The 21318-nt window shown below is 67.5% G+C and carries 20 protein-coding genes and 1 pseudogene; 8 read left to right on the top strand and 13 right to left on the bottom strand.

The genetic code is table 11. The features are described from left to right. Positions 1-182: 182 nt before the first annotated feature. On the bottom strand, positions 183-1667 hold the full coding sequence (locus ACSFBC_RS21045) for an AMP nucleosidase (RefSeq protein WP_435512308.1): 1485 nt from the start codon (positions 1665-1667) through the stop codon (positions 183-185). A gap of 92 nt (positions 1668-1759) precedes the next feature. On the opposite strand from ACSFBC_RS21045, the gene ACSFBC_RS21040 reads away from it, so the two are divergent. Continuing rightward, positions 1760-2662 carry a ketopantoate reductase family protein gene (locus ACSFBC_RS21040; RefSeq protein ID WP_435512307.1) on the top strand — a complete coding sequence of 301 codons (903 nt, stop codon included), beginning with the start codon at positions 1760-1762 and terminating at the stop codon, positions 2660-2662. A gap of 114 nt (positions 2663-2776) precedes the next feature. Here ACSFBC_RS21040 and gorA read toward each other — a convergent pair whose 3' ends face one another. Continuing rightward, positions 2777-4135, bottom strand: coding sequence for a glutathione-disulfide reductase (gorA, locus tag ACSFBC_RS21035; RefSeq protein WP_435512306.1), 1359 nt, complete (start codon positions 4133-4135; stop codon positions 2777-2779). 178 nt (positions 4136-4313) lie between these two features. On the opposite strand from gorA, the gene ACSFBC_RS21030 reads away from it, so the two are divergent. Then, positions 4314-4736, top strand: a complete 423-nt coding sequence (locus tag ACSFBC_RS21030; protein ID WP_435512305.1) for a rhodanese-like domain-containing protein — start codon at positions 4314-4316, stop codon at positions 4734-4736. A 25-nt stretch (positions 4737-4761) separates the two neighbouring features. Here the strand turns inward: ACSFBC_RS21030 and ACSFBC_RS21025 are convergent, their stop codons facing one another. The 3 genes from ACSFBC_RS21025 to lysM form a co-directional block, all read right to left on the bottom strand. Continuing rightward, positions 4762-5211 (bottom strand): DNA-binding protein, encoded by a 450-nt coding sequence (locus ACSFBC_RS21025; RefSeq protein WP_435512304.1) that lies wholly within the window; start codon positions 5209-5211, stop codon positions 4762-4764. Beyond that, entirely contained in the window at positions 5159-5767 is a 609-nt protein-coding gene (locus ACSFBC_RS21020; protein ID WP_435512303.1) for a nucleotidyltransferase domain-containing protein, read from the bottom strand. The genes ACSFBC_RS21025 and ACSFBC_RS21020 overlap by 53 nt, the downstream gene beginning before the upstream one ends. Before the next feature lie 239 nt (positions 5768-6006). Further along, complete coding sequence (gene lysM / locus ACSFBC_RS21015) at positions 6007-6477, bottom strand: peptidoglycan-binding protein LysM (protein ID WP_435512302.1); 471 nt, start codon at positions 6475-6477, stop codon at positions 6007-6009. 131 nt (positions 6478-6608) lie between these two features. On the opposite strand from lysM, the gene ACSFBC_RS21010 reads away from it, so the two are divergent. Further along, positions 6609-7379: a type III pantothenate kinase gene (locus ACSFBC_RS21010; RefSeq protein ID WP_435512301.1), complete on the top strand. Its 771-nt coding sequence runs from the start codon at positions 6609-6611 to the stop codon at positions 7377-7379. A 16-nt stretch (positions 7380-7395) separates the two neighbouring features. Here the strand turns inward: ACSFBC_RS21010 and ACSFBC_RS21005 are convergent, their stop codons facing one another. From ACSFBC_RS21005 to ACSFBC_RS20995, 3 genes are read right to left on the bottom strand one after another with little or no spacing between them, the layout of a single operon-like run. Then, a complete protein-coding gene (locus tag ACSFBC_RS21005; RefSeq protein ID WP_435512300.1) occupies positions 7396-8487 on the bottom strand; it encodes a M14 family metallopeptidase in 1092 nt (363 codons plus the stop codon). Beyond that, positions 8484-9692, bottom strand: a complete 1209-nt coding sequence (locus tag ACSFBC_RS21000; RefSeq protein WP_435512299.1) for a M20 aminoacylase family protein — start codon at positions 9690-9692, stop codon at positions 8484-8486. Before ACSFBC_RS21000 ends, ACSFBC_RS21005 begins: the two co-directional genes overlap by 4 nt. Before the next feature lie 58 nt (positions 9693-9750). Next, a complete protein-coding gene (locus ACSFBC_RS20995; protein WP_435512697.1) occupies positions 9751-10932 on the bottom strand; it encodes a glycerophosphodiester phosphodiesterase in 1182 nt (393 codons plus the stop codon). Positions 10933-11079: 147 nt separating this feature from the next. Between ACSFBC_RS20995 and ACSFBC_RS20990 the strand changes: the two genes are divergently transcribed. Further along, a complete protein-coding gene (locus ACSFBC_RS20990) occupies positions 11080-12312 on the top strand; it encodes a M20/M25/M40 family metallo-hydrolase (RefSeq protein WP_435512298.1) in 1233 nt (410 codons plus the stop codon). 37 nt (positions 12313-12349) lie between these two features. Further along, the gene (locus ACSFBC_RS20985) at positions 12350-13573 is read left to right on the top strand and encodes a DUF445 domain-containing protein (protein ID WP_435512297.1); all 1224 of its coding nucleotides are present in this window, start codon (positions 12350-12352) and stop codon (positions 13571-13573) included. Here the strand turns inward: ACSFBC_RS20985 and ACSFBC_RS20980 are convergent. Next, positions 13503-14189, bottom strand: coding sequence for a TetR/AcrR family transcriptional regulator (locus ACSFBC_RS20980; RefSeq protein ID WP_435512296.1), 687 nt, complete (start codon positions 14187-14189; stop codon positions 13503-13505). The two genes, ACSFBC_RS20985 and ACSFBC_RS20980, sit on opposite strands and share 71 nt — an antisense overlap. 38 nt (positions 14190-14227) lie before the next feature. Here ACSFBC_RS20980 and ACSFBC_RS20975 point away from each other — a divergent pair, with 38 nt between their 5' ends. Both ACSFBC_RS20975 and ACSFBC_RS20970 read left to right on the top strand, forming a co-directional pair. Further along, a complete protein-coding gene (locus tag ACSFBC_RS20975; RefSeq protein ID WP_435512295.1) occupies positions 14228-14773 on the top strand; it encodes a dihydrofolate reductase family protein in 546 nt (181 codons plus the stop codon). Positions 14774-14855: 82 nt separating this feature from the next. After that, positions 14856-15080 carry a DUF4287 domain-containing protein gene (locus ACSFBC_RS20970; RefSeq protein WP_435512696.1) on the top strand — a complete coding sequence of 75 codons (225 nt, stop codon included), beginning with the start codon at positions 14856-14858 and terminating at the stop codon, positions 15078-15080. Between the two features lie 10 nt (positions 15081-15090). Here the strand turns inward: ACSFBC_RS20970 and ACSFBC_RS20965 are convergent, their stop codons facing one another. From ACSFBC_RS20965 to ACSFBC_RS20950, 4 genes and pseudogenes are all read right to left on the bottom strand, one after another. Then, positions 15091-16221 (bottom strand): 2-aminoethylphosphonate--pyruvate transaminase, encoded by a 1131-nt coding sequence (locus ACSFBC_RS20965; protein WP_435512294.1) that lies wholly within the window; start codon positions 16219-16221, stop codon positions 15091-15093. Between the two features lie 52 nt (positions 16222-16273). After that, complete coding sequence (locus tag ACSFBC_RS20960) at positions 16274-18013, bottom strand: putative 2-aminoethylphosphonate ABC transporter permease subunit (protein ID WP_435512293.1); 1740 nt, start codon at positions 18011-18013, stop codon at positions 16274-16276. Further along, positions 18010-19149, bottom strand: a pseudogene (locus ACSFBC_RS20955) (putative 2-aminoethylphosphonate ABC transporter ATP-binding protein). Before ACSFBC_RS20955 ends, ACSFBC_RS20960 begins: the two are co-directional and overlap by 4 nt. Before the next feature lie 196 nt (positions 19150-19345). Further along, entirely contained in the window at positions 19346-20398 is a 1053-nt protein-coding gene (locus tag ACSFBC_RS20950) for a putative 2-aminoethylphosphonate ABC transporter substrate-binding protein (RefSeq protein ID WP_435512292.1), read from the bottom strand. Between the two features lie 175 nt (positions 20399-20573). On the opposite strand from ACSFBC_RS20950, the gene ACSFBC_RS20945 reads away from it, so the two are divergent. Next, positions 20574-21317, top strand: coding sequence for a phosphonate utilization associated transcriptional regulator (locus tag ACSFBC_RS20945; RefSeq protein WP_435512291.1), 744 nt, complete (start codon positions 20574-20576; stop codon positions 21315-21317). The last annotated feature ends 1 nt before the right edge of the window (position 21318 follow it).

The raw sequence follows: 21318 nt of genomic DNA, 5'->3' as shown, positions 1-21318 counted from the left end.
TGGGAGAAATGTTGGGGGAGCCCTGTGTCGCTGCGCAGCAGCACTTTCGGGGCCATGAGGGGCAGGATGCGGACCGCATCGCGATTCTAATTCTTGAGGACGATACCGCGCGCGGCCATGTCAAAAGACATGCCGCGCAGCCTCGCCTGCCGAGCGAGGTTCCTGCACCGGTCCGCGCAACGTTACTGGAACGCCACTTCGGCAAAGCTGCGCAGCTTGCGGCTGTGCAGCCGGCTCGAGCCTTCGGCGCGCAGGATCTCGATCGCCTTCATGCCGATGCGCAGATGCTGCTCCACGCGTTCGCGGTAGAAATGGTTGGCCATGCCCGGCAGCTTGATCTCGCCGTGCAGCGGTTTGTCGCTCACGCACAGCAGGGTGCCGTAGGGCACGCGGAAGCGGAAACCGTTGGCGGCGATGGTCGCGCTCTCCATGTCCAGCGCCACGGCGCGGCTCTGGCTGAAGCGGCGCTGCGGCTCGTTCTGGGGCAGCAGCTCCCAGTTGCGGTTGTCGGTGCTGGCCACGGTGCCGGTGCGCATGATGGTCTTCAGGGCCGGGCCGTCGAGCTGCGTGACGTCGGCCACCGCTTTTTCCAGCGCCAGCTGGATCTCGGCCAGCGCCGGGATCGGCACCCACAGCGGCAGTTCCTCGTCGAGCACGTGGTCTTCGCGCACATAGGCATGGGCCAGCACGTAGTCGCCCAATTGCTGGCTGTTGCGCAGGCCGGCGCAGTGGCCCAGCATCATCCAGGCGTGCGGTCGCAGCACCGCGATGTGGTCGGTGATGGTCTTGGCGTTGGACGGGCCGACGCCGATGTTGACCATCGTGATGCCGGTGCGGTCCTCGCGCACGAGATGGTAGGCCGGCATCTGCGGCAGCCGGGGCGGCGCCATGCCGCCCTCGGGGCCGTCGTAGCCGCTGCGGTAGTGGGTCACGTTGCCAGGCTCGATGAACGCGACGTAGGGGCTGGCGGGATCGGCCATCTCCTTGTGCCCGAGCGCCACGAACTCGTCGATGTAGAACTGGTAGTTGGTGAACAGAACGAAGTTCTGGAACCACTCGGGCGCGGTGCCGGTGTAGTGGCGCAGCCGGTGCAGCGAGTAGTCGACGCGCGCGCCGGTGAACAGCGCCAGCGGCTCCGGTTCGCCGGGCTTGGGCACGTAGGTGCCGTTGGCGATGCCGTCGTCCATCGCGGCCAGGTCGGGCAGGTCGAACACGTCGCGCATCAGGGCGCGCCGCTCTGCGGTCATCGTGCCTTCGATGTGGTCGTTCTCGGCGAAGGAGAAATGGATCGGGATCGGCTGCGTGGCCGTGCCGATCTCGAGCTCGACGCCATGGTTTTCCAGCAGCAGCCTGAACTGCTCGAGGTAGTAGCGATGGAACAGGTCGGGCCGCGTCAGCGTGGTCTCGTAGCGGCCCGGGCCGGCCACGAAGCCGTAGCTCAGGCCGGCCGTGGTCGGCGGGCTCTGGCGCGACACCGTGTGGGTGTGGACCCGCACGAAGGGATAGCAGGCGCGCACCCGGCCGGGCAGTGTCTCGCCGGCCACGAAACGCAACATCGAGTCGCGCAGATGGGACAGCGCCTGTTGGTAGATCATCTGTACTTGCGCCAGCGCCGCGGCGGCGTCGGTGAAGCGGGCGGGGGCGACGAAGGGAGGCATGTAGGGCATGACGGCATTGTGCAATGCCGCCCGGGCTCGCCATGCACCCATGGCGATTCCTCGCTACCCTTCGTCTTCGGAACAACCTGGGAATCGAAGCGATGAAAGTTGCAGTCATGGGCGCCGGCGCGGTCGGCTGTTATTACGGGGCGATGCTGGCGCGCGCGGGCCATGCGGTGGTGCTGATCGGCCGGCCTTCGCATGTGGAGGCCGTCGACGCCCGCGGGCTGCGGCTGGAAACACAGGCCTTCGACGCGCAGGTGCGCATGGACGCCAGCACCGAGCCCGACGCGGTGCAGGGCGCCGACCTGGTGCTGTTCTGCGTGAAGTCCACCGACAGCGAAACGGCCGCGGCGCAGATCCGGCCGCACCTGTCGCCCGATGCACTGGTGCTCACGCTACAGAACGGTGTGGACAACGACGAACGCGTGCGTGCGGTGCTGCCGTCGAACGACGTGGCCGCGGCCGTGGTCTATGTGGCGACCGAGATGGCCGGGCCGGGCCATGTGAAGCACCACGGGCGCGGCGAGCTGGTGATCGCACCTTCGCGCCGCAGCGTGGAAGTCGCCGAACACCTGATGGCCGCGGGTGTGCCGACGCAGATCTCGGACAACGTGCGCGGTGCGCTGTGGTCCAAGCTGCTCCTCAACTGCGCCTACAACGCGTTGTCGGCCATCACCCAGCTGCCCTACGGCGTGCTGGCGCAGGGCAGCAGTGTGGCCGACGTGCTGCGCGACGTGGTGTCCGAATGCCTCGCGGTGGCGAAGGCCGAAGGCATCGAGGTGGTCGGCGACACCCCGGCCGCCGTGCGCGCCATCGCGCAGACCATGCCTTCGCAATACTCATCGACCGCACAGGACCTGGCGCGCGGCAAGCTCAGCGAGATCGACCATCTCAACGGCCTGATCGTGCGGCGCGGCGAGGCACTCGGCGTGCCCACGCCGGCCAACCGTGTGCTGTTCGTGCTGGTGAAGCTGCTGGAAGAGAAGCAACAGCCTCGCTGATCGTGCTCTTCGCGGGAGACACCGCGGAACCGGCTGTGCGGGTCGCTGGTGTCGCCCCCGGAAGGGGGGAAGGCGAAGCGACACGCAGTGCGCGGGCCCTCGGGGGAGAGCCAACTAGCCTGGCATGGGTTCGCGCATGGTGACGAACTCCTCCGCCGCGGTGGGGTGAATGCCCACGGTGCTGTCGAACATCGCCTTGGTCGCCCCCGCGCGCATCGCCACTGCGAAGCCCTGCACGATCTCGCCCGCATCGGCGCCCACCATGTGCAGGCCGACCACGCGGTCGCTCTTCTTGTCGACCACCAGCTTCATGAAGGTGCGCTCGCTGCTGCCCGAGAGCGTGTGGCGCAGCGACTTGAACTCGCTGGAGAACACCGTCACCTCGCCGAACTTCGCGCGCGCATCGGCTTCGCTGTAGCCGCAGGTGCCGATGTTCGGATGCGTGAACACGGCTGTGGGGATGAAGTCGTAGTCGAGCCGGCGCCGGCCCTTGCCGAACAGCGCGTCGACCACCACCATCGCCTCGGCCAGTGCCACCGGCGTGAGCGGGATGCGCGTCGACACGTCGCCCACTGCGTAGATCGACGGCACCGAAGTGCGGTAGTGCGCATCGACCGCGATGGCGCCCTTGTCGTCGAGCTTCACGCCCGCGGCCTCGAGGCCCAGGCTCTGCGTGTTGGGCACACGGCCGGTCGCGAAGAGCACCGTGTCGGCTTCGATCTGCTGGCCTTTGGCGAGCGTGACGACGAATCCGTCCGGGCCGCGCACGACCGATGCGGCCTCGCAGTTGAGCCGGATGTCGACGCCCGCCTTGCCCATCTCGCGGGCGACGAACTGCCGCACGTCGTCGTCGAAGCCGGTGAGCAGGTGCGCGCGGCGGTGCAGCTGCGTGACTTTGGAACCCAGGCCGTTGAAGATCGAGGCGAACTCGGAGGCGATGTAGCCGCCGCCCACCACCAGCAGGCGCTTCGGGAACGGGTCGAGGTCGAACATCGCATCCGAGGTGACGATGTGTTCGCGGCCCGGGATGTCGGGCACGAAGGGCGTGCCGCCCGTGGCCACCAGCAGGTGCTTGGCGGTGTGGCGCCGGCCGTCGATCTCGACCGTGTGCGCGTCGATGAACTGGGCCCAGCCGGTGACCAGCGTGACGCCCGAATTCTTCAGCAGCGCGCCATAGACGCCGTTGAGCCGGCCGATCTCCTTGGCGCGCTGGGCCTTCAGGTGCGCCCAATCGAAGCGCGGGGCCTCGGGCAGCGTCCAGCCATAGCCTGCGCTTTCCTCGAAGGCTTCGGCATAGCCGGCCGCATAGCTGTAGAGCTTCTTGGGAATGCAGCCCACGTTGACGCAGGTGCCACCCAGCTCGGCGGCCTCGGCCAGGCCGACGCGGGCACCGGTCTGCGCGGCCATGCGGGCGGCGCGCACGCCCCCGCTGCCGCCGCCGATGACGAAGAGATCGAAGTCGAATGTGCGCATGAAGGCTCCTTGCGCCGACTGTAGCGGGCGAGGGCGGATCGCGGCCCCGCTCGCCGGTCAAGCCCCCGCATGGGGTAGGTACGTGCACCGCGCGGGCGATGGGCACGCGCGGACGCCAGACGCGCGAAAATCGCGCGGCCTGCACGAGCCGGCCATCAACGACAGAAAGAGGAACTTCATGCCCGACACCACGCTTTCCTTCCGCCCCGCAGACGGCTATGCCGGCGACGTCACGCCCGCGCAGGCTGCGCAATGGGTGGCGCGCGGCGAAGCGGTGCTGGTCGATGTGCGCACCGACGCCGAACGTGAATGGGTGGGCTATGTGCCGGGGGCCGTGCCGCTGGCCTGGAAGCAATGGCCGGGCATGGCGCTCAATGCCGGTTTCGACGAGGGCCTGCGTGCGGCCGTGCCCGCCGGCGGCAAGGCCGTGATGCTGTGCCGCAGCGGCGTGCGTTCCATCGCCGCCGCCAAACGCGCCACCGAACTGGGCATCGAGGCCTACAACATCCTCGAAGGCTTCGAGGGCAACCCGGACGAGAGCGGGCATCGTGGGCAGATCGGCGGCTGGCGCAAGCACGGCCTGCCCTGGAAGCAGAACTGAGCCCCCCTTCCGCGAGGAGCCCGAATCATGGCGGGGCCAGGAGATCGGGGCGATGGGCGCGGAGCCAGTTTTCGGCAACGGCCAGCAATTGCGTGGCTTGGTCGGTGCAGGCCTGTAGGGTGGCGGTGGAAACCGGGTCGCCTTCGTAATCGCTCACGTTGCGTTGCCGACGCAACGCATCGAGCACGATGATCTGCGGCTGCGCCACACCCATCGTCAGGCCCAGGCTCTGGATGGCCGTCTGGTGGTGGCCGGGTTGGCTGGTGGATGTACGGTACCCGTTGGCCCACAGGCCAAGCATCGCGCATTGCATGATGCATTTGTAGGCCGCATCGAATCGGTTGTCGGTGCTGACCTGTGCAACTTGCGTGTCGGCCAGATTTCGCCGTGCCGCCTGAAGCAACTTGGCAATGCCCGCCGCGTCAGGCTGGTGGGCCTGAAGCCGCCCGATCGCCAGCAAGTTCTGCAAGCTCATCCGCGCCTCCCTTCACAAACAGTTGTGGCTTGGCCAGTATGTCGCGCGCGAAGGCATCGCCACCCCGTGCGCGCTCCGCGAATTCCTCTGGCGCGTAGAGCACCGTGTTCACCTCGCGGCCCAGCGTCGCATGCAGAGGAAACACCGCCTGTGCCAGCGTCATGAAATCCACGCTGCCCAGCACCAGCAGGTCGACATCGCTGCCCGGCGAGGGCGTGCCGCGTGCCACCGAGCCAAACACCAGTGCCAACCGGATCTGCGCATCCAGGGGCGCCAGCGCTTCGCGCACGGCAGGCACCACGCCATGCGTCTTGCGAAACAGTGCCGCCAGATCCTCGAACAAGGGATGGCTCGTGTTGGCGTTGTAACGCACCTGATTGCCTTGTTCGCTGCGCAGCAGCAGGCCGGTGCGCGCCAGCTTGTCTACCTCTCGCCCCAACGTGCCCGCGTGGCTGTCGGTCAGGCGCGCAAGCTCTCGCAGATGAAAGTCCGACTGCGGTTGCAGCAGCAGCACCGCCAGCACGCGCTGCCGCGCGGCCGGGAACAGCAGGTCCATCAGGGAAGAGTCGTTGCTCATTAGGCGACGATTGTTGCCAATAAGGCGACGCTCGGCAAGTCTTGGGTATTCTGTGCTTAAGCGCCGATGGCCTGTCGCTTGACCGCGCGGGGCGCGCTCGGCCCCCGTCACCGGCCGGCCGATATTGACTCGGGGAGGGCGCTGCCGAACCAACGGCACTCACAAGAAAGCCCACGGCATGCCGTGGGCTTTCCTGGAAAAGAGCGACGGAAAGAAGCTCAGTTCAACGCCGGGATCCGCAGCTTCTGCCCCGGATAGATCTTGTCCGGATGCGTGAGCATCGGCTTGTTGGCCTCGAAGATCGCGTTGTACTTGTTGGCGTCGCCGTAGTACTTCTTGGAGATCGCCGACAGCGTGTCGCCGCGCACCACGTCGTGGTACTGGGCCGGCGGCGCGGCCGGAGCCACCAGGTCGTTGTCGACGCTGGTCACGTTGGCGACGTTGCCGGCGGCGAGGCCGGCCTTCTCGCTGGCTTCCTGCGAGGGCGCATTGCCGGCCAGCGTGACCACGCCCGTGGCTGCGACATAGCTCACGGCCAGGTTGGTCAGGCCGAGGTTCTGCGTCTCGATGTAGGTCTTGATCGCGGCGGCTGCCGCGGCATTCGGGTCGGTGCCCGCTTCGGCCGCATGCGCCGACGAACCGCCGAACAGCTTCTCGCCCGCTTCCTTGATGAAACTCAGCAAACCCATGGTGTCCTCACTTCGCGTGTTGGTGAATCGGACTGCCACTTTAAGCACGCCGATGGCCTTCACGGTGTCAGCCGCCAACGCGTGTGCAAGCATTGGTAAACCCCGGCCGACAAAGTCGCAATAATCCCGCCATGACCTTTCTCGCCATCGACATCGGCAACACGCGCCTCAAGTGGGCGCTCTATGCGGCTGGACACCCGGGTGCGGAACTGCTGGCCAGCGGCGCCGAGTTCCTCGACCACATCGAACGCCTGGCCGAGGGCCCGTGGGCCGACATGGCCTCGCCCACGGCGATGCTGGGCTGCGCGGTGGCCGGCGACGCGGTGCGGCGCCGCGCCGAGGAGCAGGTGACGGAGCGCTTCGACTGCGCGGCGCGCTGGGTCGTGGCCAGCGCGGCCGAGGCCGGCATGGTCAACGGCTACGACCATCCGACGCGGCTGGGTGCCGACCGCTGGGTCGCGATGATCGGCGCGCGTCACCGCATGCTGTCGCAGGGCGCGCCGCGGCCGATGGTGGTGGTGATGATCGGCACCGCCGTCACCGTCGAGGCCATCGACGTCGACGGCCGCTTTCTCGGCGGCCTGATCCTGCCGGGCCACGGCATCATGTTGCGCGCGCTGGAGTCGGGCACCGCCGGCCTGCACGTGCCGACCGGCGAGGTGCGGGAGTTTCCGACCAACACCAGCGACGCCCTCACCAGTGGCGGCACCTATGCGATTGCCGGCGCGGTCGAGCGCATGCGCCAGCACGTGAAGGCGCATTGCGGCGCCGAGCCCGCCTGCTACATGACGGGCGGCGCGGGCTGGAAGATGGCGCCGTCGATGGTGAGCCCCTTCGAACTGGTCGACGGGCTCATCATGGACGGGCTGCTGGTGATCGCCGAGGCGCGCTCGGCGGCCTGACACGCCTGACGAAGTTTCAGGCGCGGAGCCCGTCCACCGCCTGGAACATCGCCTGCCGCGCCTGGCTGATGACCTGGCCCTTCCAGGCGTCGGTGTCGGTGTAGAAGGCTTCACGCATGCGCGCGTGGATCGCGTCCGCCAGTTCGGGTGCGGCCTCCGGATGCTTGTGCAGCCAGTGGTCCGCGCGCAGCGCACCCGTCATCTCGAGGATGGGCAGCGTGCCGTACTCCAGCGCGATGCCGGTGTACTCGGCCTGCGGGCATTCTTCGTAGATCGCGCCGCAGTTCAGGCCGGTCAGCAGTGCCGAGGTCGACGAGCCGTCGTAGATCGAGGTGACCGGTGTCTCGCCGCCCCACCAGGCGTTGGCGCGCGCATAGGCGGCGGCATCGTCGCGGCAGGCGAAGATGCGTTCGCCGATGCCGTTCGGCCCGAGACCGGTGTGCAGGTCGATCCAGGCCAGCCGCTGCGCCTTCCGTGCATGCGTCCGCAGCACCTGGCGGAAGGTGCGGTTGCTCCAGGTCGGCGCGGTGCCGCCGAAGAACACGCCGTCGTCGAACTGGTACTGCCCGCCCGAGACCGCGGCCTGGTAGGCCGTCACGCCGTGCGCGCCGATCCAGGCCTCGAGTGCGGCCTGGTTCTGCGGCGACGGCGGCCACTCTTCGGGCAGCAGCAGCGCGTGCAGGCCGGCATAGGCGGCGTTGACCGGCAGCGGCTGCGTGAAGTCCATGAAGTTGCGGTTGAGGTCGACGTTCTCGTTCGTCACGCGCCGGCTGAAGGAGAAGCCGTGCGGGTTGAGTGCATGCACGTAGAGCACGCCGACGCCGGCCGCGCGGGCCTTCTCGCGCCACTCGGCGTCATGCAGCGCGAACACCTGCACGCCGCTGCCGCAGTGCCCCTCGACGCCGTGGCAGGCGCTGCTGACCAGCAGCAGCTGCTGCGCATCGGCCGGGCCTTCGTAGGCCACGTCCATCGCCAGCGCCTCGCCTTCGCGGCCCGGGAGCGGATGGGGATGGGTCTCGACCGTGAGGCCCGCAGTGACGCAGCCCTGCAGGAACTTGCGGCGCGCTTCGGCATAGGTCGGCGAGAAGGCGTCGGTCACGCCGATCATGCGGTGGCTCCCGGCTTGCCCTGGGCGAGGAATTGCTCGGCCAGCTCGACCCAGCAGGTGGCACCCAGCGGAATCAGGTCGTCGTTGAAGTCGTAGCTGGCGTTGTGCAGCGTGCACGGGCCGCCGCCGTGGTGCATGTCGCGGTGCGCGCCGTCGCCATTGCCGATGAAGGCATAGGCGCCGGGCTTGGCCTGCAGCATGAACGCGAAATCCTCGGCCGTCATCGCGCCTTCCTGCGGCAGCACGTTCTCGGCACCGACGATGCCGGCCATCACCTGGCGCGCGAAGTCGGCCTCCGCGGGCGTGTTGACGGTCGGCGGGTAGTTGCGATGGAAGTGGAAGTCGACCTCGGCGTCGTGTGCCGCGCAGATGTGCTCGGCGATCTTCTTCATGCGCGTCTCGATCAGGTCGAGCACCTCGAGCGTGAAGGTGCGCACCGTGCCCTGCAGCTCGCAGCTGTCGGGGATCACGTTGTTGGCTTCGCCGGCGTGGATCATCGTGACCGAGATCAGGCCGGTCTCGGTGGGCTTCTTGCTGCGCGTCAGGATGGTCTGGAAGGCCTGCACCATCTCGCAGGCCACGGGCACCGGGTCGATGCCGGTGTGCGGCAGCGCCGCGTGGCCGCCCTTGCCGCGGATCGTGATCTTGAAATCGTTGCTCGAGGCCATGGCCGGGCCCGGGCTCACCGCGAACTGGCCGACCTTCATGCCGGGCCAGTTGTGCATGCCGAACACGGCGTCCATCGGGAAGCGCTCGAACAGGCCCTCCTTGATCATCTCGCGTGCGCCACCGCCGCCTTCTTCGGCCGGCTGGAAGATCAGGTAGACGGTGCCGTCGAAATTGCGGTGCTTGGCCAGGTGCTGCGCCGCCGCCAGCAGCATGGCGGTGTGGCCGTCGTGGCCGCAGGCGTGCATCTTGCCGTGGTGCTTGCTCGCGTGCCCGAAGGTGTTGAGCTCGGTGACCGGCAGCGCGTCCATGTCGGCACGCAGGCCGATGGCGCGGGTGCTGGTGCCATTCTTCACGATGCCCACCACGCCGGTCGTGCCCAGCCCGCGGTGGATCGGGATGCCCCATTCGGTGAGCTTGGCCGCGACCACGTCGGCCGTGCGCACCTCCTGGAAGCAGAGTTCGGGATGGGCGTGCAGGTCGCGTCGGATGGACGCGATGCCTGCCGCTTGGGTAACGAGCGAATCGATGAGTTTCATAAGGAGACAGTCTAGGCGGGGTCTGACGCACCCGCAAAGACCGTGCCTATGGCTTACCCTAACGCTGCGCTTCTTTGAGCCAGGCCGCTCGCGCCGCCAGCGCGGTGTCGGTGAAGTCGGTGAACACGCCGTCCACCCCCAGCCGGTAGTACGCCAGGTACTCGTTCTTCGGGTCGCCCTTGTCGTTGGCCGCGAGCCGGCGCGACTCGTTGCGGAAGGTGAAGGGGTGCACGAACAGGCCGGCCTTGTGGGCGTCGGCCACCAGCGTGGTCGGGGCGAGCGAGGTGGCGTCGGCGTCGTTGACCTTGCCGTCGCCGTTGATGTCCATCGCCTTGCCGTCGGCGCCCAGCGTGCCCTTGATGCTCAGGATGTAGCGCTTCCAGGGGCCGATGCCGTCGGCATAGGTCGCGATCTCGGCCAGGCCGGCGGGCGTGACCATGGTGTCGAAGTTGCGCTTGTCGCCGGCCAGCGTCCATTCGTAGGGACGGTCGACCGGCACCGCATAGGTCATGACGCCGGTGCGCAGGTCGATGCCGTCGCCGTCGATCAATTGGATGCGCTTGGTCTTCAGGCCCTTGGCTTTCATGTATTTCAGGCTGCCCGGCTCGAAGGATTGCACGAAGACCGGCGCGCTGGCGCTGTTCCAGCCGGCCGCCTCGAGGGTGGCGATCAGCTTGTCTTCCAGCGGCAGGCCCAGGTTGCGGAACCAGGTCGGATTCTTGGTCTCGGGGTAGATCGCGATGGTGTGGCCGGTCTCGCGCGACTTGGCCTTGGCGAGGTCGATCACGGCCTGGAAGGTCGGCACCTTGAAACGGCCGTTGAACTGCTGCGGCCGCTCGGCATCGGTCGAGATCGCGCCCAGCGTCTGCAGCTCGGCCAGCGTGAACTCGTGGACGAACCAGCCGGTCTGCGTTTCGCCGTCGACCTGGATCGTCTTCTTGCGCGACGCGAATTCGGGGTGCGTGGCCACGTCGGTGCTGATGGCCAGGTTGGGGTCGTGCCGCGTGACCAGCACGCCGTCCCTGGTGGACAGCAGGTCCATCTCGATCACGTCGGCGCCCAGTTCGATCGCGCGGGCGTAGGCCTCGAGCGTCTCTTCCGGCAGGTAGCCCGAGGCACCGCGATGCGCGATCACCAGCGGCGGCTTGCCGTCGAGCGTGGGCAGCGCAGCGGTCTTCAGCGGCGCGGTGCAGCCGGCGGCGGCGAGCGCGGCCGTGGCACCGAGGGTCCACAGCACCATGCGGCGCGGTGTCGAACGAAAGGAGGCCGCGGGGGCGAAGGACGGGCAGGTCATGGCATCTCCGGGTGGACGTTGGGAGGCGCAGCCTACACCTGCCCCATGACACGCCCGATGCGCCGGTCGGCGTCTTCCCGGACAATGATCCGCATGCCGCACATTCTTTCCGCCCGCAGCCTCGAAACCGCGCAGACCCTGGTGCGCATGAACACGGTCAGTGCGAACAGCAATCTCGAGCTGATCGATTTCGTGCGCACCCGGCTGGCTGTGTTGGGCGTGCACAGCCGCCTGACCTACAACGCGGACAGGACCAAGGCCAACCTGTTCGCCACGCTGGGTGAGGGCCGCCCCAACGGCATCATCGTCTCGGGCCATACCGACACCGTGCCCTGGGACGGCCAGGACTGGAGCGTCGATCCGCTTTCCGCCATGGTCCAGCACTGGCCTGTCGAGGGCGGCGGCCCGGTGCCGGTGGGGCGGGTCGCCGAACTCGCCGCGCTGGGCAGCCCGCGCCTCTACGGGCGCGGCGCGGCCGACATGAAGGGTTTCATCGCGGTGGCGCTGGCCAATGCCGAGCACTTCCTGGAAAGCGATTCGCCCTTCGCCGTGCATTTCGCCTTCAGCTACGACGAGGAGGTCGGCTGCTTCGGCGTGCGCGAACTCATCGCCGACATGAAGGAGCAATCCATCCAGCCCGTGGCCTGCATCATCGGTGAGCCCACCCGCATGGTGCCCGCCATCGCGCACAAGGGCGTGTACCGCTTCCGCTGCTGCGTGCGTGGCAAGGAGGCGCATTCCTCGCTCACGCCGCAGTCGGTCAATGCGATCGAGATGGCCGCGCGGGTGGTCGGCAAGGTGCGCGACATGGCCGAAGGCTTCGAGCAGCACGAGCCGCGCTACGAGGGCTTCGACGTGCCCTTCAGCACTGCAAGCGTGGGCCAGTTCCATGGTGGCATCGCCGACAACGTGGTGCCGCGCGATGCCGAGTTCCGCTATGAATTCCGCAACCTGCCGACCGCCGACGCGCAGCAGATGCAGAAGGAGGTCAGGGCCTATGCGAGCCGCCTCGAGGTGCCGATGAAGAAGGTGGCGCCCGAAACGGGTTTCCAGTTCGAAACCATTTGCGAAGTGCCCAGCTTCCTGGGCTCGGCGACCGACCCGGTCACCCGGCTCGCACAGCGGCTCTCGGGCGAGGACCGCACCACGCTGGTGGCCTTCGGCACCGAGGCGGGCTTGTTCAAGAACGCCGGCATCCCCACCATCGTCTGTGGCCCGGGCAGCATCACCCAGGCGCACCAGCCCGACGAGTACGTCACGCTGGAGCAACTGGCGCGCTGCGAGGCCTTCCTGCAGGGGCTGACGCGCACGCAGAGCCTCGACTGATGCCGCGCGCCCCGACACGCGGACCCGCATGGTCACGATGAAACGCGTCGCACTCGGCCTGTTGTGCGGTGCCGCGCTGCTGTACGGCGTGGCGCACGCCCTGGAGGCACGGCATCCGGCCTGGGGCTACGTTGCAGCTTTTGCCGAAGCCGCGATGATCGGCGCCATCGCCGACTGGTTCGCGGTGGTCGCACTGTTCCGTCGGCCGCTGGGACTGCCCATCCCGCACACCGCGATCATCCCGGCCAACAAGGACCGCATCGGCGCCAAGCTCGCAGGCTTCATCCTCGACAACTTCCTGAGCACGCAGCAGGTGCTGGCCAAGTTGCAGGCCTTCGATCCCGCGACACGGCTCGCGAACTGGCTGGCGCTGCCGGCCAACGGCGATCGCCTGGGCGTGCATGCGGTGAGCATGGTGCGCTACGGGCTCACGGCCTTCGACGACGAACGTGCGCGCGCCTTCCTGGCCCGCGCCGCCACCGCGGGCCTGGCGCAGCTCGACCTCTCGCGCCTGCTGGGCCAGGTGCTCGATGCCGTGACCGCCGACGGCCGTCACCAGGCGCTGCTCGACGACGTGCTCGCGCAGGTGGCGAAGGTGGTCGAGGGCGAAGAGGTGCAGGAGCGCATCGCCGAGGCCATCGCACGCGAGATCCGCACGCTGAAGTACGTGGGCCTCGACCAGGTGGCTGCGCGCGTGGCCACGCGCAAGATCGTGGCCGCCGTGTCGCGCACGCTGGGCGAACTCGCCAGCGAGCCCGAACACCCCTTGCGCAAGCGCTTCGATCACTTCATGGACGACTTCGTCGTGCGGCTCAAGCACGACCCCGAGTTCCGCGAGCGCGGCGAACAGATCCGGGCCGAGCTGCAGGCCCATCCCGCGCTGGGCGAGTACCTGCACGGCCTCTGGAGCGAACTGCTGGCCTGGCTCGACGACGACCTGGGCCGCGCCGACTCGACCATCCGCCGCCGCATCGCGACCATGGCCGCTTCGCTGGGCCAGCGGCTGCAGCAGGACGAGGCCTTCCGCCGCTGGATCAACGAGCAGATCACCGACGCCGCGCCCGTGGCCATCGAACGCTACCGCGAGGACATCCGGCGCTACATCGTCGAGCGCGTGGGGCAGTGGAACGCGGAGGAGATGACGCTCGAGCTCGAGCGCCACATCGGGCGCGACCTGCAGTTCATCCGGGTCAACGGGACGTTGGTGGGGGGACTGGTTGGACTGCTGATCCACGCGGTGACGCGGTTCTTCGCGGCTTGACCGAGGCCGAAGTCCCTCGATCTTCGACGCCTCGCTGCGCACCCATCGAACCCGCAGGCTGCGACGCCAATCCCCGGTACAGAAAATCCACGCCATCGACCAGGCTGCGGTCGGTGGCGGGAATGCCCGCCATGGCGAAGCCGTTCAGGTAGTCCGCCAGGACACCGACGGCAATCGCGGCCTGCGCATCGCTCACGCCCAGGCCTTCGATGGCGGTGGTGAAGAGCTCGGCAAAGTGACCTGCCACGCCCGCTCGGACTCCGGGGTCGCGCGCCATGACGACGGTCAGCATGGGGGCCGCCGCGGCCAGTTCCACATAGGCCTGGGAAATGAAGCGCAGCCGCGCGCGCGGCGTCTTCGCGCGCTTGGGTATCTCCAGGTCACCGAGCCGCGAGAAGTGGTGATCGGCCAGGGCCTGCAGCAGCGCGGTCTTGTTCGGAAAGTAGTGGTAGACCGCCATCGGGTCGACGTCCAGCGCACGCGCGAGTTCACGCATCGAGAAGTCGGTGCCGCTGGTCTCCAGCAGCTTCGCGGCGGCGAGCAGGATCCGGTGGGGTTCGAGCCGCTTCCGGGGGCGTTCGGGCCCAGGGTCCGTGGCATCGATGGGTGGTTTCATGTCTAGAATTCTACGTTGTAGAAAATCTGGAGTTCCCAATGAATCGTCCCCACGTTCGGGTGTTCGTCGCCGCCAGCCTGGATGGCTTCATCGCCGATGCCCAAGGCGACCTGTCGTGGTTGTCGGCCTTCGACGATCCGCCCGAACTGACCGGCTATGCGCGGCTGAGCGCGCAGACGGACACCTTCGTCTTCGGGCGCAACACCTACGACGCCGTGCTGGGTTTCGGTGCCTGGCCCTATGCCGGCAAGCGCGTCGTCGTGCTCACGCACCGCGGCCTCGAAGGCGCACATGGCGAGTCGGCGCATGCCGGCAGCCTGAACGCACTGCTTGACGAGCTTTGGACGCAGGGCAGTCGCAACGTCTATCTGGACGGTGGCCAGGCCATCCGGCAGGGCCTGCTTTCGGGGTGTGTCGACGAGCTGACGATCTCCTGGGCACCGGTGGTTCTGGGCACGGGTGTGCCGCTCTTCGGCTCGGAGCTTCCGATGACGTGCCTGCAACTGCTGAGCAGCCGCAGCCTGCCGAGTGGACTGGTGCAATGCGTGTACGCGCCGAAGGCTGGAGTGCGGCTGGTGCCCTGAATCTCGCCTGATGCCGCAGCCGGAAAATGACGTCGTGCCGCGCTACGGAATCGGCATCCCGCTTCAAAAAAAAGGAGACACCATGACGGAAACACCCAAGACGAAGGGCCCTGCCTCTTACTTTCCTTCGATCGAGAAGACCTACGCGAAGCCGATCGACCATTGGATGGCGGTTCTTGAGCAGGCGCAGGCGCGCAAGCACATGGAACTCGTGAGCCTGCTCAAGACGGATCATGGGATCGGACACGGGCATGCGAACGCGCTGGTGGCCGTGTTCCTGGCGAAGACGGCGCCAGCGAAACCGTAGGGCGGGCGGCCTATGCCGCCACCGTCGCGGCGCCGTGCCGGATGCCCATGGCCTCGAGCGTCTGCGCGATCGCCTCGACCGCGCCGGGAATGCCTGCGTTGCCGAAGTGGCCCATGCAGCCGACGCGGAAGGTCTCGACCTGGGTCAGCTTGCCCGGGTAGAGGATGTAGCCGCGCTTCTTGACCTCCTGGTAGAAGGTCTTGAAGTTGTAGTTCGCGTCGTCGGGTGCGTGGAAGGTGACGATGATCGGCGCCTGGATCGCGGGGTCGAGAAAGCTGCGCAGACCGAGCGCAGCCAGGCCGTCGACCAGCGCCTTGCAGTTGCGTGCATAGCGGCCGCCGCGCGCCGCAAGACCGCCTTCCTCGATGTACTGCGCAATGGCCTCGTCGAGTGCGGCGACCACATGGGTCGGCGGCGTGAAGCGCCACTGGGTGGTCTTCTCCATGTACGTCCACTGGTCGTACAGGTCCATGCTCAGCGAGTGGCAGCGGCCTTCGCACTGTTCGAGCACGGCCCGCCGCACGACGACGAAGCCCATGCCCGGCACGCCTTCCAGGCACTTGCCCGAAGCGGCGATCACCGCGTCGAAGGGCGTCTTGCGCGCATCGATCTCGAGCGCGCCGAAGGAACTCATCGCGTCGACGATCAGGCCGCGTCCGTGGCGGGCCACGACCTGGGCGATGTCGTCCAGCGGGTTGAGCACGCCGGCACCGGTCTCGCAGTGCACCACGGCCACGTGCGTGATGCCCGGGTCGGCGGCCAGGGCGCGTTCCACGTCGGCCGCCTGCACCTGCTTGTCCTCGGTGTAGTCGATGGTGCTCACCTTGCGGCCGAGCACGCGGCAGATCTTCACCAGGCGCTGGCAGTAGGCGCCGTTGCTCGGCACCAGCACGTGGCCGTCGCGCGGCACCAGGGTGCCGATGGCGGCCTCGACCGAGAAGGTGCCGCTGCCCTGCATGGGCACGCATTCGTGCGTGCCCTGGCCGTGCACGATGTCGAGCACGCGCTCGCGGATGCGCGCGGTGATCTTGTTGAAGTCGCCGTCCCACGAGCCCCAGTCGCGCAGCATCGCCTGGCGCGTGCGGTCCGAGGTGGTGAGCGGTCCTGGCGTGAGCAGGATGGGGCTGGTGGTCGAACTCATCGTGATGTCTCCGTGCAGGTGAAGGGCCTAGGAAAGGTCGAAGGGATTCGAATCAGGTGCGCCCGAGCAGGCGCCAGGCCTGCGTGCGCGACAGCAGCACGCGCGTGAGCAGCGAATAGACGATGCACACGACGGTGGAGGTGACGACGATCAGGCTGGCCAGCGCGGCGGCCGGGCCGATGTCGCCGGCGTCGTCCATGTGCATGATCGCGACCGAGGCCAGGATGGTGTCGGGTGTGTAGAGGAAGATCGCGCACGACAGGCTGGCCATCGACACCACGAAGAAGTAGCGGCCGATGTCGAGGATCGCGGGCAGGCACACCGGCACCGTCACGCGGAAGAAGGTCTTGATGAACGGCACCTTCAGCGAGGCCGACACGGCCTCGAACTCGTTGTCGATCTGCTTGAGCGCCGTCACGGCCGTGAGATGGCTGGAGGTGTAGTAGTGCACCACCATCGAGATCACCAGGATCGCCATCGTCTGGTACAGAAAACCCAGCGGGTTGGCCGGATGGTTGAAGAACATCACGAAGCCCAGGCCGAGCACCAGGCCGGGCACGGCCATCGACAGCACCGCCATCATGTGCATCGTGCGGCGCATCATGCCCAGGTTGCGGGTCTTCTCGATCAGGTAGGCGCCCACGAAGACGATGAACGAGCCGGCCACGGCCGTGATGGCGGCCACCGTCAGGCTGTTGAAGTAGGCTGCGGCCATGTCGCTCTCGAGCAGCACGAAGTGGTAATGCTTGAGCGTGAACGACAGGTCGTAGGGCCACAGCGTGATCAGTGAGGTGTAGACCGCCATGCCGATGGTGGCCAGCAGCAGGCCGCACACCACGGCGCAGAACAGCAGCAGCATGGCGTCAGCCAGCTTGCGCGGCTTGGGGCTGTAGGGGACCGAGCGGGCCGTGAGCTGTGCCTTGAGCTTGCGGCGCACGACATAGTCGATGGCGAAGGAAATGACCGAGGGCAGCAGCAACAGCATGCCCACGACCGCGCCGATGGAGAAGTTGTGCTGTCCCACCACCTGCTTGAACACGTCGACCGACAGCACGTTGAAGTTGCCGCCGATGACCTTGGGCGCGCCGAAGTCGCTCACCACGTAGGTGAAGACCACGGTCGATGCGCTGATGAGGCCGTACTTGCACGACGGCAGCGTGATGGTCATGAACTGGCGCAGCGGCCGGGTGCGCAGCGCGGTGGCGGCCTCGTACAGCCGGCCGTCCGCCAGCGACAGCGCGGTGACCAGGATCATCAGCGCATGCGGAAAGGTGTTGTAGACCTCGGCCAGGATGATGCCGGGCGCACCGTAGATCGACATGCCGCCCAGCAGGAACTTGAGCGAGCCCTGGTTGCCGAACCACTGCACGAAGGAGATGGCCGACAGCAGCGAAGGCGCCAGCAACGGAATGAGCGCGATCAGCCGGAAGACGGCCTTGAGCCAGGTCGGCATGCAGCTGCGCGTGAGCGCATAGGCGAAGACGAAGGCCGTCGGCACAGCGATGGCGACGACCGCCGCGGAGACCCACACCGAGTTCCAGGCGGCGCGCAGCAGGCTCGGCGTCTGGAAGTAGGTGATGAAGTGCGCCAGGCCGACGAAGCGGCCGTCCTTGTCCTGCACCGCTTGCGCCAGGATGGTCAGGAGCGGCGCCACCAGAAACACGAACAGCATCGCCATCACCGCGAGCAGCACGGCGCGCGCGATGAATTCGTCGCGGCTCCAGCGCATGCCCGAGCGACGGAAGGCAGCGCGGGGCGTCATGGTGGCGGCGGAATGGGCCAGCGTGTTCATGCGTGGGCTCGCGGGGCGGGTGCCGACGGGGCGGCGAAGGCACGGATGCGGTTGGCCCGCAGCGCGATCTCGATGGTGTGGCCCTCGCGGATGTCGAGGTCGTGCAGCTGGTTGAGCGAGAAGTGCAGGCCCAGCGTCTGGCCGTGCAGCGCCTCGGCCGTGACTTCGGCGATGCACAGCCCGCCCAGGAACTCGACCTTGCTCACCAGCACGTTCATGCGGTTGGCGGTGTCTTCGCGCAGGTTTTCGGCCACGCGGTCTTCGGGCCGCAGGTAGAGGTTGACCGCGTCGCCCGGTGCGAAGGCCGCGTCGCAGGCGTCGCACTGCAGTTCCAGGTCGCCCACCTTGAAGCGCTGCTGGCCCAGCGCCATGGCGCGCAGCACGTTGACCTTGCCCACGAAGTCGGCGACGAAGGGCGTGGCCGGGCGTTCGTAGATGTCCATCGGCGTGCCGACCTGCTCGATCACGCCGTGGTTCATGACCACGATGCGGTCGGCCATCGACAGCGCCTCTTCCTGGTCGTGCGTGACCATGATGGTGGTGATGCCGACCTGCTTCTGCAGCCGCCGGATCTCGCCGCGCAGGCGGATGCGCTCGATCGCGTCGAGCGCGGACAGCGGCTCGTCGAGCAGCAGCAGGCCGGGCCGGGTGGCGAGCGCGCGGGCCAGGGCCACGCGCTGCTGCTGTCCGCCGGAGAGCTGGCTCGGGTACTTTGGGCCGGAGGTCGGTAGCCCCACCAGCTTGAGCAGTTCCTCCACGCGGGTCTTGATCTAGGCCCTGCGGGCGCGCGAATTCACGAGGCCGTAGCCCACGTTGTCGGCAATGCTGAGGTTGGGGAACAGCGCGTACGACTGAAACACGATGCCGTAGTCGCGCCGATCGGGCGGCAGCCACGAGACGTCCTTGCCGTTCTGCAGGATCTGCCCGGCGGTCTGCGTCTCCAGCCCCGCGATGATGCGCAGCAGCGTCGTCTTGCCGCAGCCCGAGGGGCCGAGGAAGCACAGCATCTCTCCTGCATTCACGCGCAGGTGAATGTCGCGCAGTGCGCTGAAAGTCTCGAAGTCCTTGCGGATGCCGACGATCTCCAGCGCGGCGCGGGCCGGGTCTGCGATAGGGTTTTCAGCGCTCATGTCCATGGTTCGCATTCGGTGAGACGTACGCCGCCAGAGCGGGCGTCGCGGGTTGGAGAAGCCTTCACAGCCCTTCGCGAGACACCGCGGAACCGGCTTCGCCGGGCCGCTGGTGTCGCCCCCGGAGAGGGGGGTGGCGAAGCGACACCCTTCGACAAGCTCAGGACGGGCCAAGGTGCGCGAAGACTGGGGGGTGAGCCCGTTACTTGGCTTCGGCCTTGCCTTCGTAGCGCTTGCTCCACTCGGCCAGGATGCGCTCGCGGTTCTTGGCAGCCCAGTTCAGGTCGTTCTTGGCCAGCATCTTTTCGTAGTTCTCCGGAATGCCCTCGAGCTTCGAAGCGACGCCGGGGTAGGCCACCACCGCCCACCAGTTGGCCGTGATCTGGTTGGCCTCCTTGCTGGCCATCCAGTCGGCGAAGCGCTTGGACAGTTCCATCTTCTTGCTGGTCTTCATGATGCTGGTGGCCTCGATGTCCCAGCCCAGGCCTTCCTTGGGAAAGATCAGGTCGACCGGCGCGCCCGACTTCTTGACCTGGTGCGCGCGGAACTCGAAGGAGATGCCGATGGGGAACTCGCCCGCGCCTGCCTGCTTGCAGGGCTTGGAGCCCGAGTGCACGTACTGCGCCACGTTCTGGTGCAGCGCGTCCATGTACTTCCAGCCTTCGGCTTCGCCCAGGTTCTGCAGCCAGTACGACACGTCGAGGTACCCCGTGCCGCTGGAGGCCGGGTGCGGCATGGTGATCGTTCCCTTGTAGACGGGCTTGATCAGGTCCTGCCAGCTCTCCGGCTTGGGCAGGCCCAGCTTCTTCGCCTCGACGCGGTTGAAGCAGACGGTGGCGGCCCAGACATCCATGCCGACCCAGGCCGGCGGCCGCGCGCTGTCGGAGTAGGCGGGGTTGAGCGCCCCGAAGCCCTTGGGTTCATAGGTCTGCAGCATGCCTTCCTGCGCCAGCAGCGCCAGGCTGCTGGCAGCCAGGCCGGCGACCACGTCGGCCTGCGGGTTGGCTTTCTCGGCCAGCAGCTTGGCGGTGACGATGCCGGTCGAGTCGCGCACCCACTTCACCTCGATGTCCGGGTTGGTCTTTTCGAAACCGTCCTTGTAGAGCTTCATGGCGTCGGTCTCGAGCGCCGTGTAGACCAGCAGCGGCGTACGTTGCTGGGCCAGCGCGAGGCTGCCCGTGGCAAGGCCGACGGCTGCGGTGACTGCGATGGAGAGGGCCGTCGTGAGGCGGCGCGCGCTTCGGATGATCGTCATCTTCAACTCCTGTTCAGCTGGCTGTCGAACCCCGTGGCGGGGTGGATTGGCGGGCTCCCGAACGCGGAATGCCGGCGGCTGGCCGTGTCGGGATGGAAGGCAATGTAGATTGCGTATTGAAAACTGTCAATAAAAAATCGTTGACAGTTTTCAATTCGAAGCCAAAATGAGGGCCATGGCAACGCACAACTCCACCTCCGCCCTGGCCTTCCTTCAGTCGAGCTCGCTGCCGATGCTCATGCAGGAAGAGATCGAGCGACTCATCATGAACGGCGAACTCGCCGTGGGCAGTCGCATCAACGAGAGCGAGCTGTCGCAGCGCTTCAACACCAGCCGCGGGCCGATCCGCGAGGCGCTGCGCGCGCTGGAAGAGGCGGGCCTGGTGCGCAACGAGAAGAACCGGGGCGTGTTCGTGCGCGAGATTTCGTTCGAGGAGGCCGACGAGATCTACGAGCTGCGCGAGGCGCTGGAAGAGATCATCGGCCGGCGCGTGGCCACCCGCATGCAGCCCGACGCGCTCGAGCGGCTGGGCGCCATGATCGAGCCGATGCGCGAAGCCGCGCTGGCGCAGAACGTGGAGCAGTACGCACAGCTCAACCTGCAGTTCCACGACATCCTGCTCGACACCGCCGGCAGCCGCAAGCTCACCGAGACCTACAAGCGTCTGGTGAAGGAACTGCACCTGTTCCGCATGCGTGCCCTCGACACCGGCGGTGGCCTGCGCGTGTCGGCCGACGAGCACCGCGAGATCGTCGACGCCATCGCCAGCCGCAATCCCGAAGCCGCCGGCCAGGTGCTGCGCCGGCATGTCGCCGGCAGTCGCGCCCGCATGCACAAGGCGATGGGACGCACCGACGCCACGCCCGCTTCCGGCCTGCAGAACGCCCCGCAGAACCACCCGACCCGCAAGGAGACCTGAG

The sequence above is a fragment of the Variovorax frigidus genome, assembly GCF_051216515.1.
GTDB lineage: Bacteria > Pseudomonadota > Gammaproteobacteria > Burkholderiales > Burkholderiaceae_C > Variovorax.
This window is presented reverse-complemented; position numbering and strand designations above follow the sequence as displayed.

What these genes read in the sequence shown, in the direction of transcription:
- ACSFBC_RS20960 (WP_435512293.1), bottom strand. Translation starts at nt 18,013, where the DNA reads ATGAACACGCTGGCCCATTCCGCCGCCACCATGACGCCCCGCGCTGCC.
- ACSFBC_RS21030 (WP_435512305.1), top strand. Translation starts at nt 4,314, where the DNA reads ATGCCCGACACCACGCTTTCCTTCCGCCCCGCAGACGGCTATGCCGGC.
- ACSFBC_RS20945 (WP_435512291.1), top strand. Translation starts at nt 20,574, where the DNA reads ATGGCAACGCACAACTCCACCTCCGCCCTGGCCTTCCTTCAGTCGAGC.
- ACSFBC_RS21005 (WP_435512300.1), bottom strand. Translation starts at nt 8,487, where the DNA reads ATGATCGGCGTGACCGACGCCTTCTCGCCGACCTATGCCGAAGCGCGC.
- gorA (WP_435512306.1), bottom strand. Translation starts at nt 4,135, where the DNA reads ATGCGCACATTCGACTTCGATCTCTTCGTCATCGGCGGCGGCAGCGGG.
- ACSFBC_RS21000 (WP_435512299.1), bottom strand. Translation starts at nt 9,692, where the DNA reads ATGAAACTCATCGATTCGCTCGTTACCCAAGCGGCAGGCATCGCGTCC.
- ACSFBC_RS20965 (WP_435512294.1), bottom strand. Translation starts at nt 16,221, where the DNA reads ATGAGTTCGACCACCAGCCCCATCCTGCTCACGCCAGGACCGCTCACC.
- ACSFBC_RS20995 (WP_435512697.1), bottom strand. Translation starts at nt 10,932, where the DNA reads ATGGTGCTGTGGACCCTCGGTGCCACGGCCGCGCTCGCCGCCGCCGGC.
- ACSFBC_RS21020 (WP_435512303.1), bottom strand. Translation starts at nt 5,767, where the DNA reads ATGGACCTGCTGTTCCCGGCCGCGCGGCAGCGCGTGCTGGCGGTGCTG.
- ACSFBC_RS20980 (WP_435512296.1), bottom strand. Translation starts at nt 14,189, where the DNA reads ATGAAACCACCCATCGATGCCACGGACCCTGGGCCCGAACGCCCCCGG.
- ACSFBC_RS21040 (WP_435512307.1), top strand. Translation starts at nt 1,760, where the DNA reads ATGAAAGTTGCAGTCATGGGCGCCGGCGCGGTCGGCTGTTATTACGGG.
- ACSFBC_RS20950 (WP_435512292.1), bottom strand. Translation starts at nt 20,398, where the DNA reads ATGACGATCATCCGAAGCGCGCGCCGCCTCACGACGGCCCTCTCCATC.
- ACSFBC_RS21010 (WP_435512301.1), top strand. Translation starts at nt 6,609, where the DNA reads ATGACCTTTCTCGCCATCGACATCGGCAACACGCGCCTCAAGTGGGCG.
- ACSFBC_RS21045 (WP_435512308.1), bottom strand. Translation starts at nt 1,667, where the DNA reads ATGCCCTACATGCCTCCCTTCGTCGCCCCCGCCCGCTTCACCGACGCC.
- ACSFBC_RS21025 (WP_435512304.1), bottom strand. Translation starts at nt 5,211, where the DNA reads ATGAGCTTGCAGAACTTGCTGGCGATCGGGCGGCTTCAGGCCCACCAG.
- ACSFBC_RS20970 (WP_435512696.1), top strand. Translation starts at nt 14,856, where the DNA reads ATGACGGAAACACCCAAGACGAAGGGCCCTGCCTCTTACTTTCCTTCG.
- ACSFBC_RS20975 (WP_435512295.1), top strand. Translation starts at nt 14,228, where the DNA reads ATGAATCGTCCCCACGTTCGGGTGTTCGTCGCCGCCAGCCTGGATGGC.
- ACSFBC_RS20990 (WP_435512298.1), top strand. Translation starts at nt 11,080, where the DNA reads ATGCCGCACATTCTTTCCGCCCGCAGCCTCGAAACCGCGCAGACCCTG.
- lysM (WP_435512302.1), bottom strand. Translation starts at nt 6,477, where the DNA reads ATGGGTTTGCTGAGTTTCATCAAGGAAGCGGGCGAGAAGCTGTTCGGC.
- ACSFBC_RS20985 (WP_435512297.1), top strand. Translation starts at nt 12,350, where the DNA reads ATGAAACGCGTCGCACTCGGCCTGTTGTGCGGTGCCGCGCTGCTGTAC.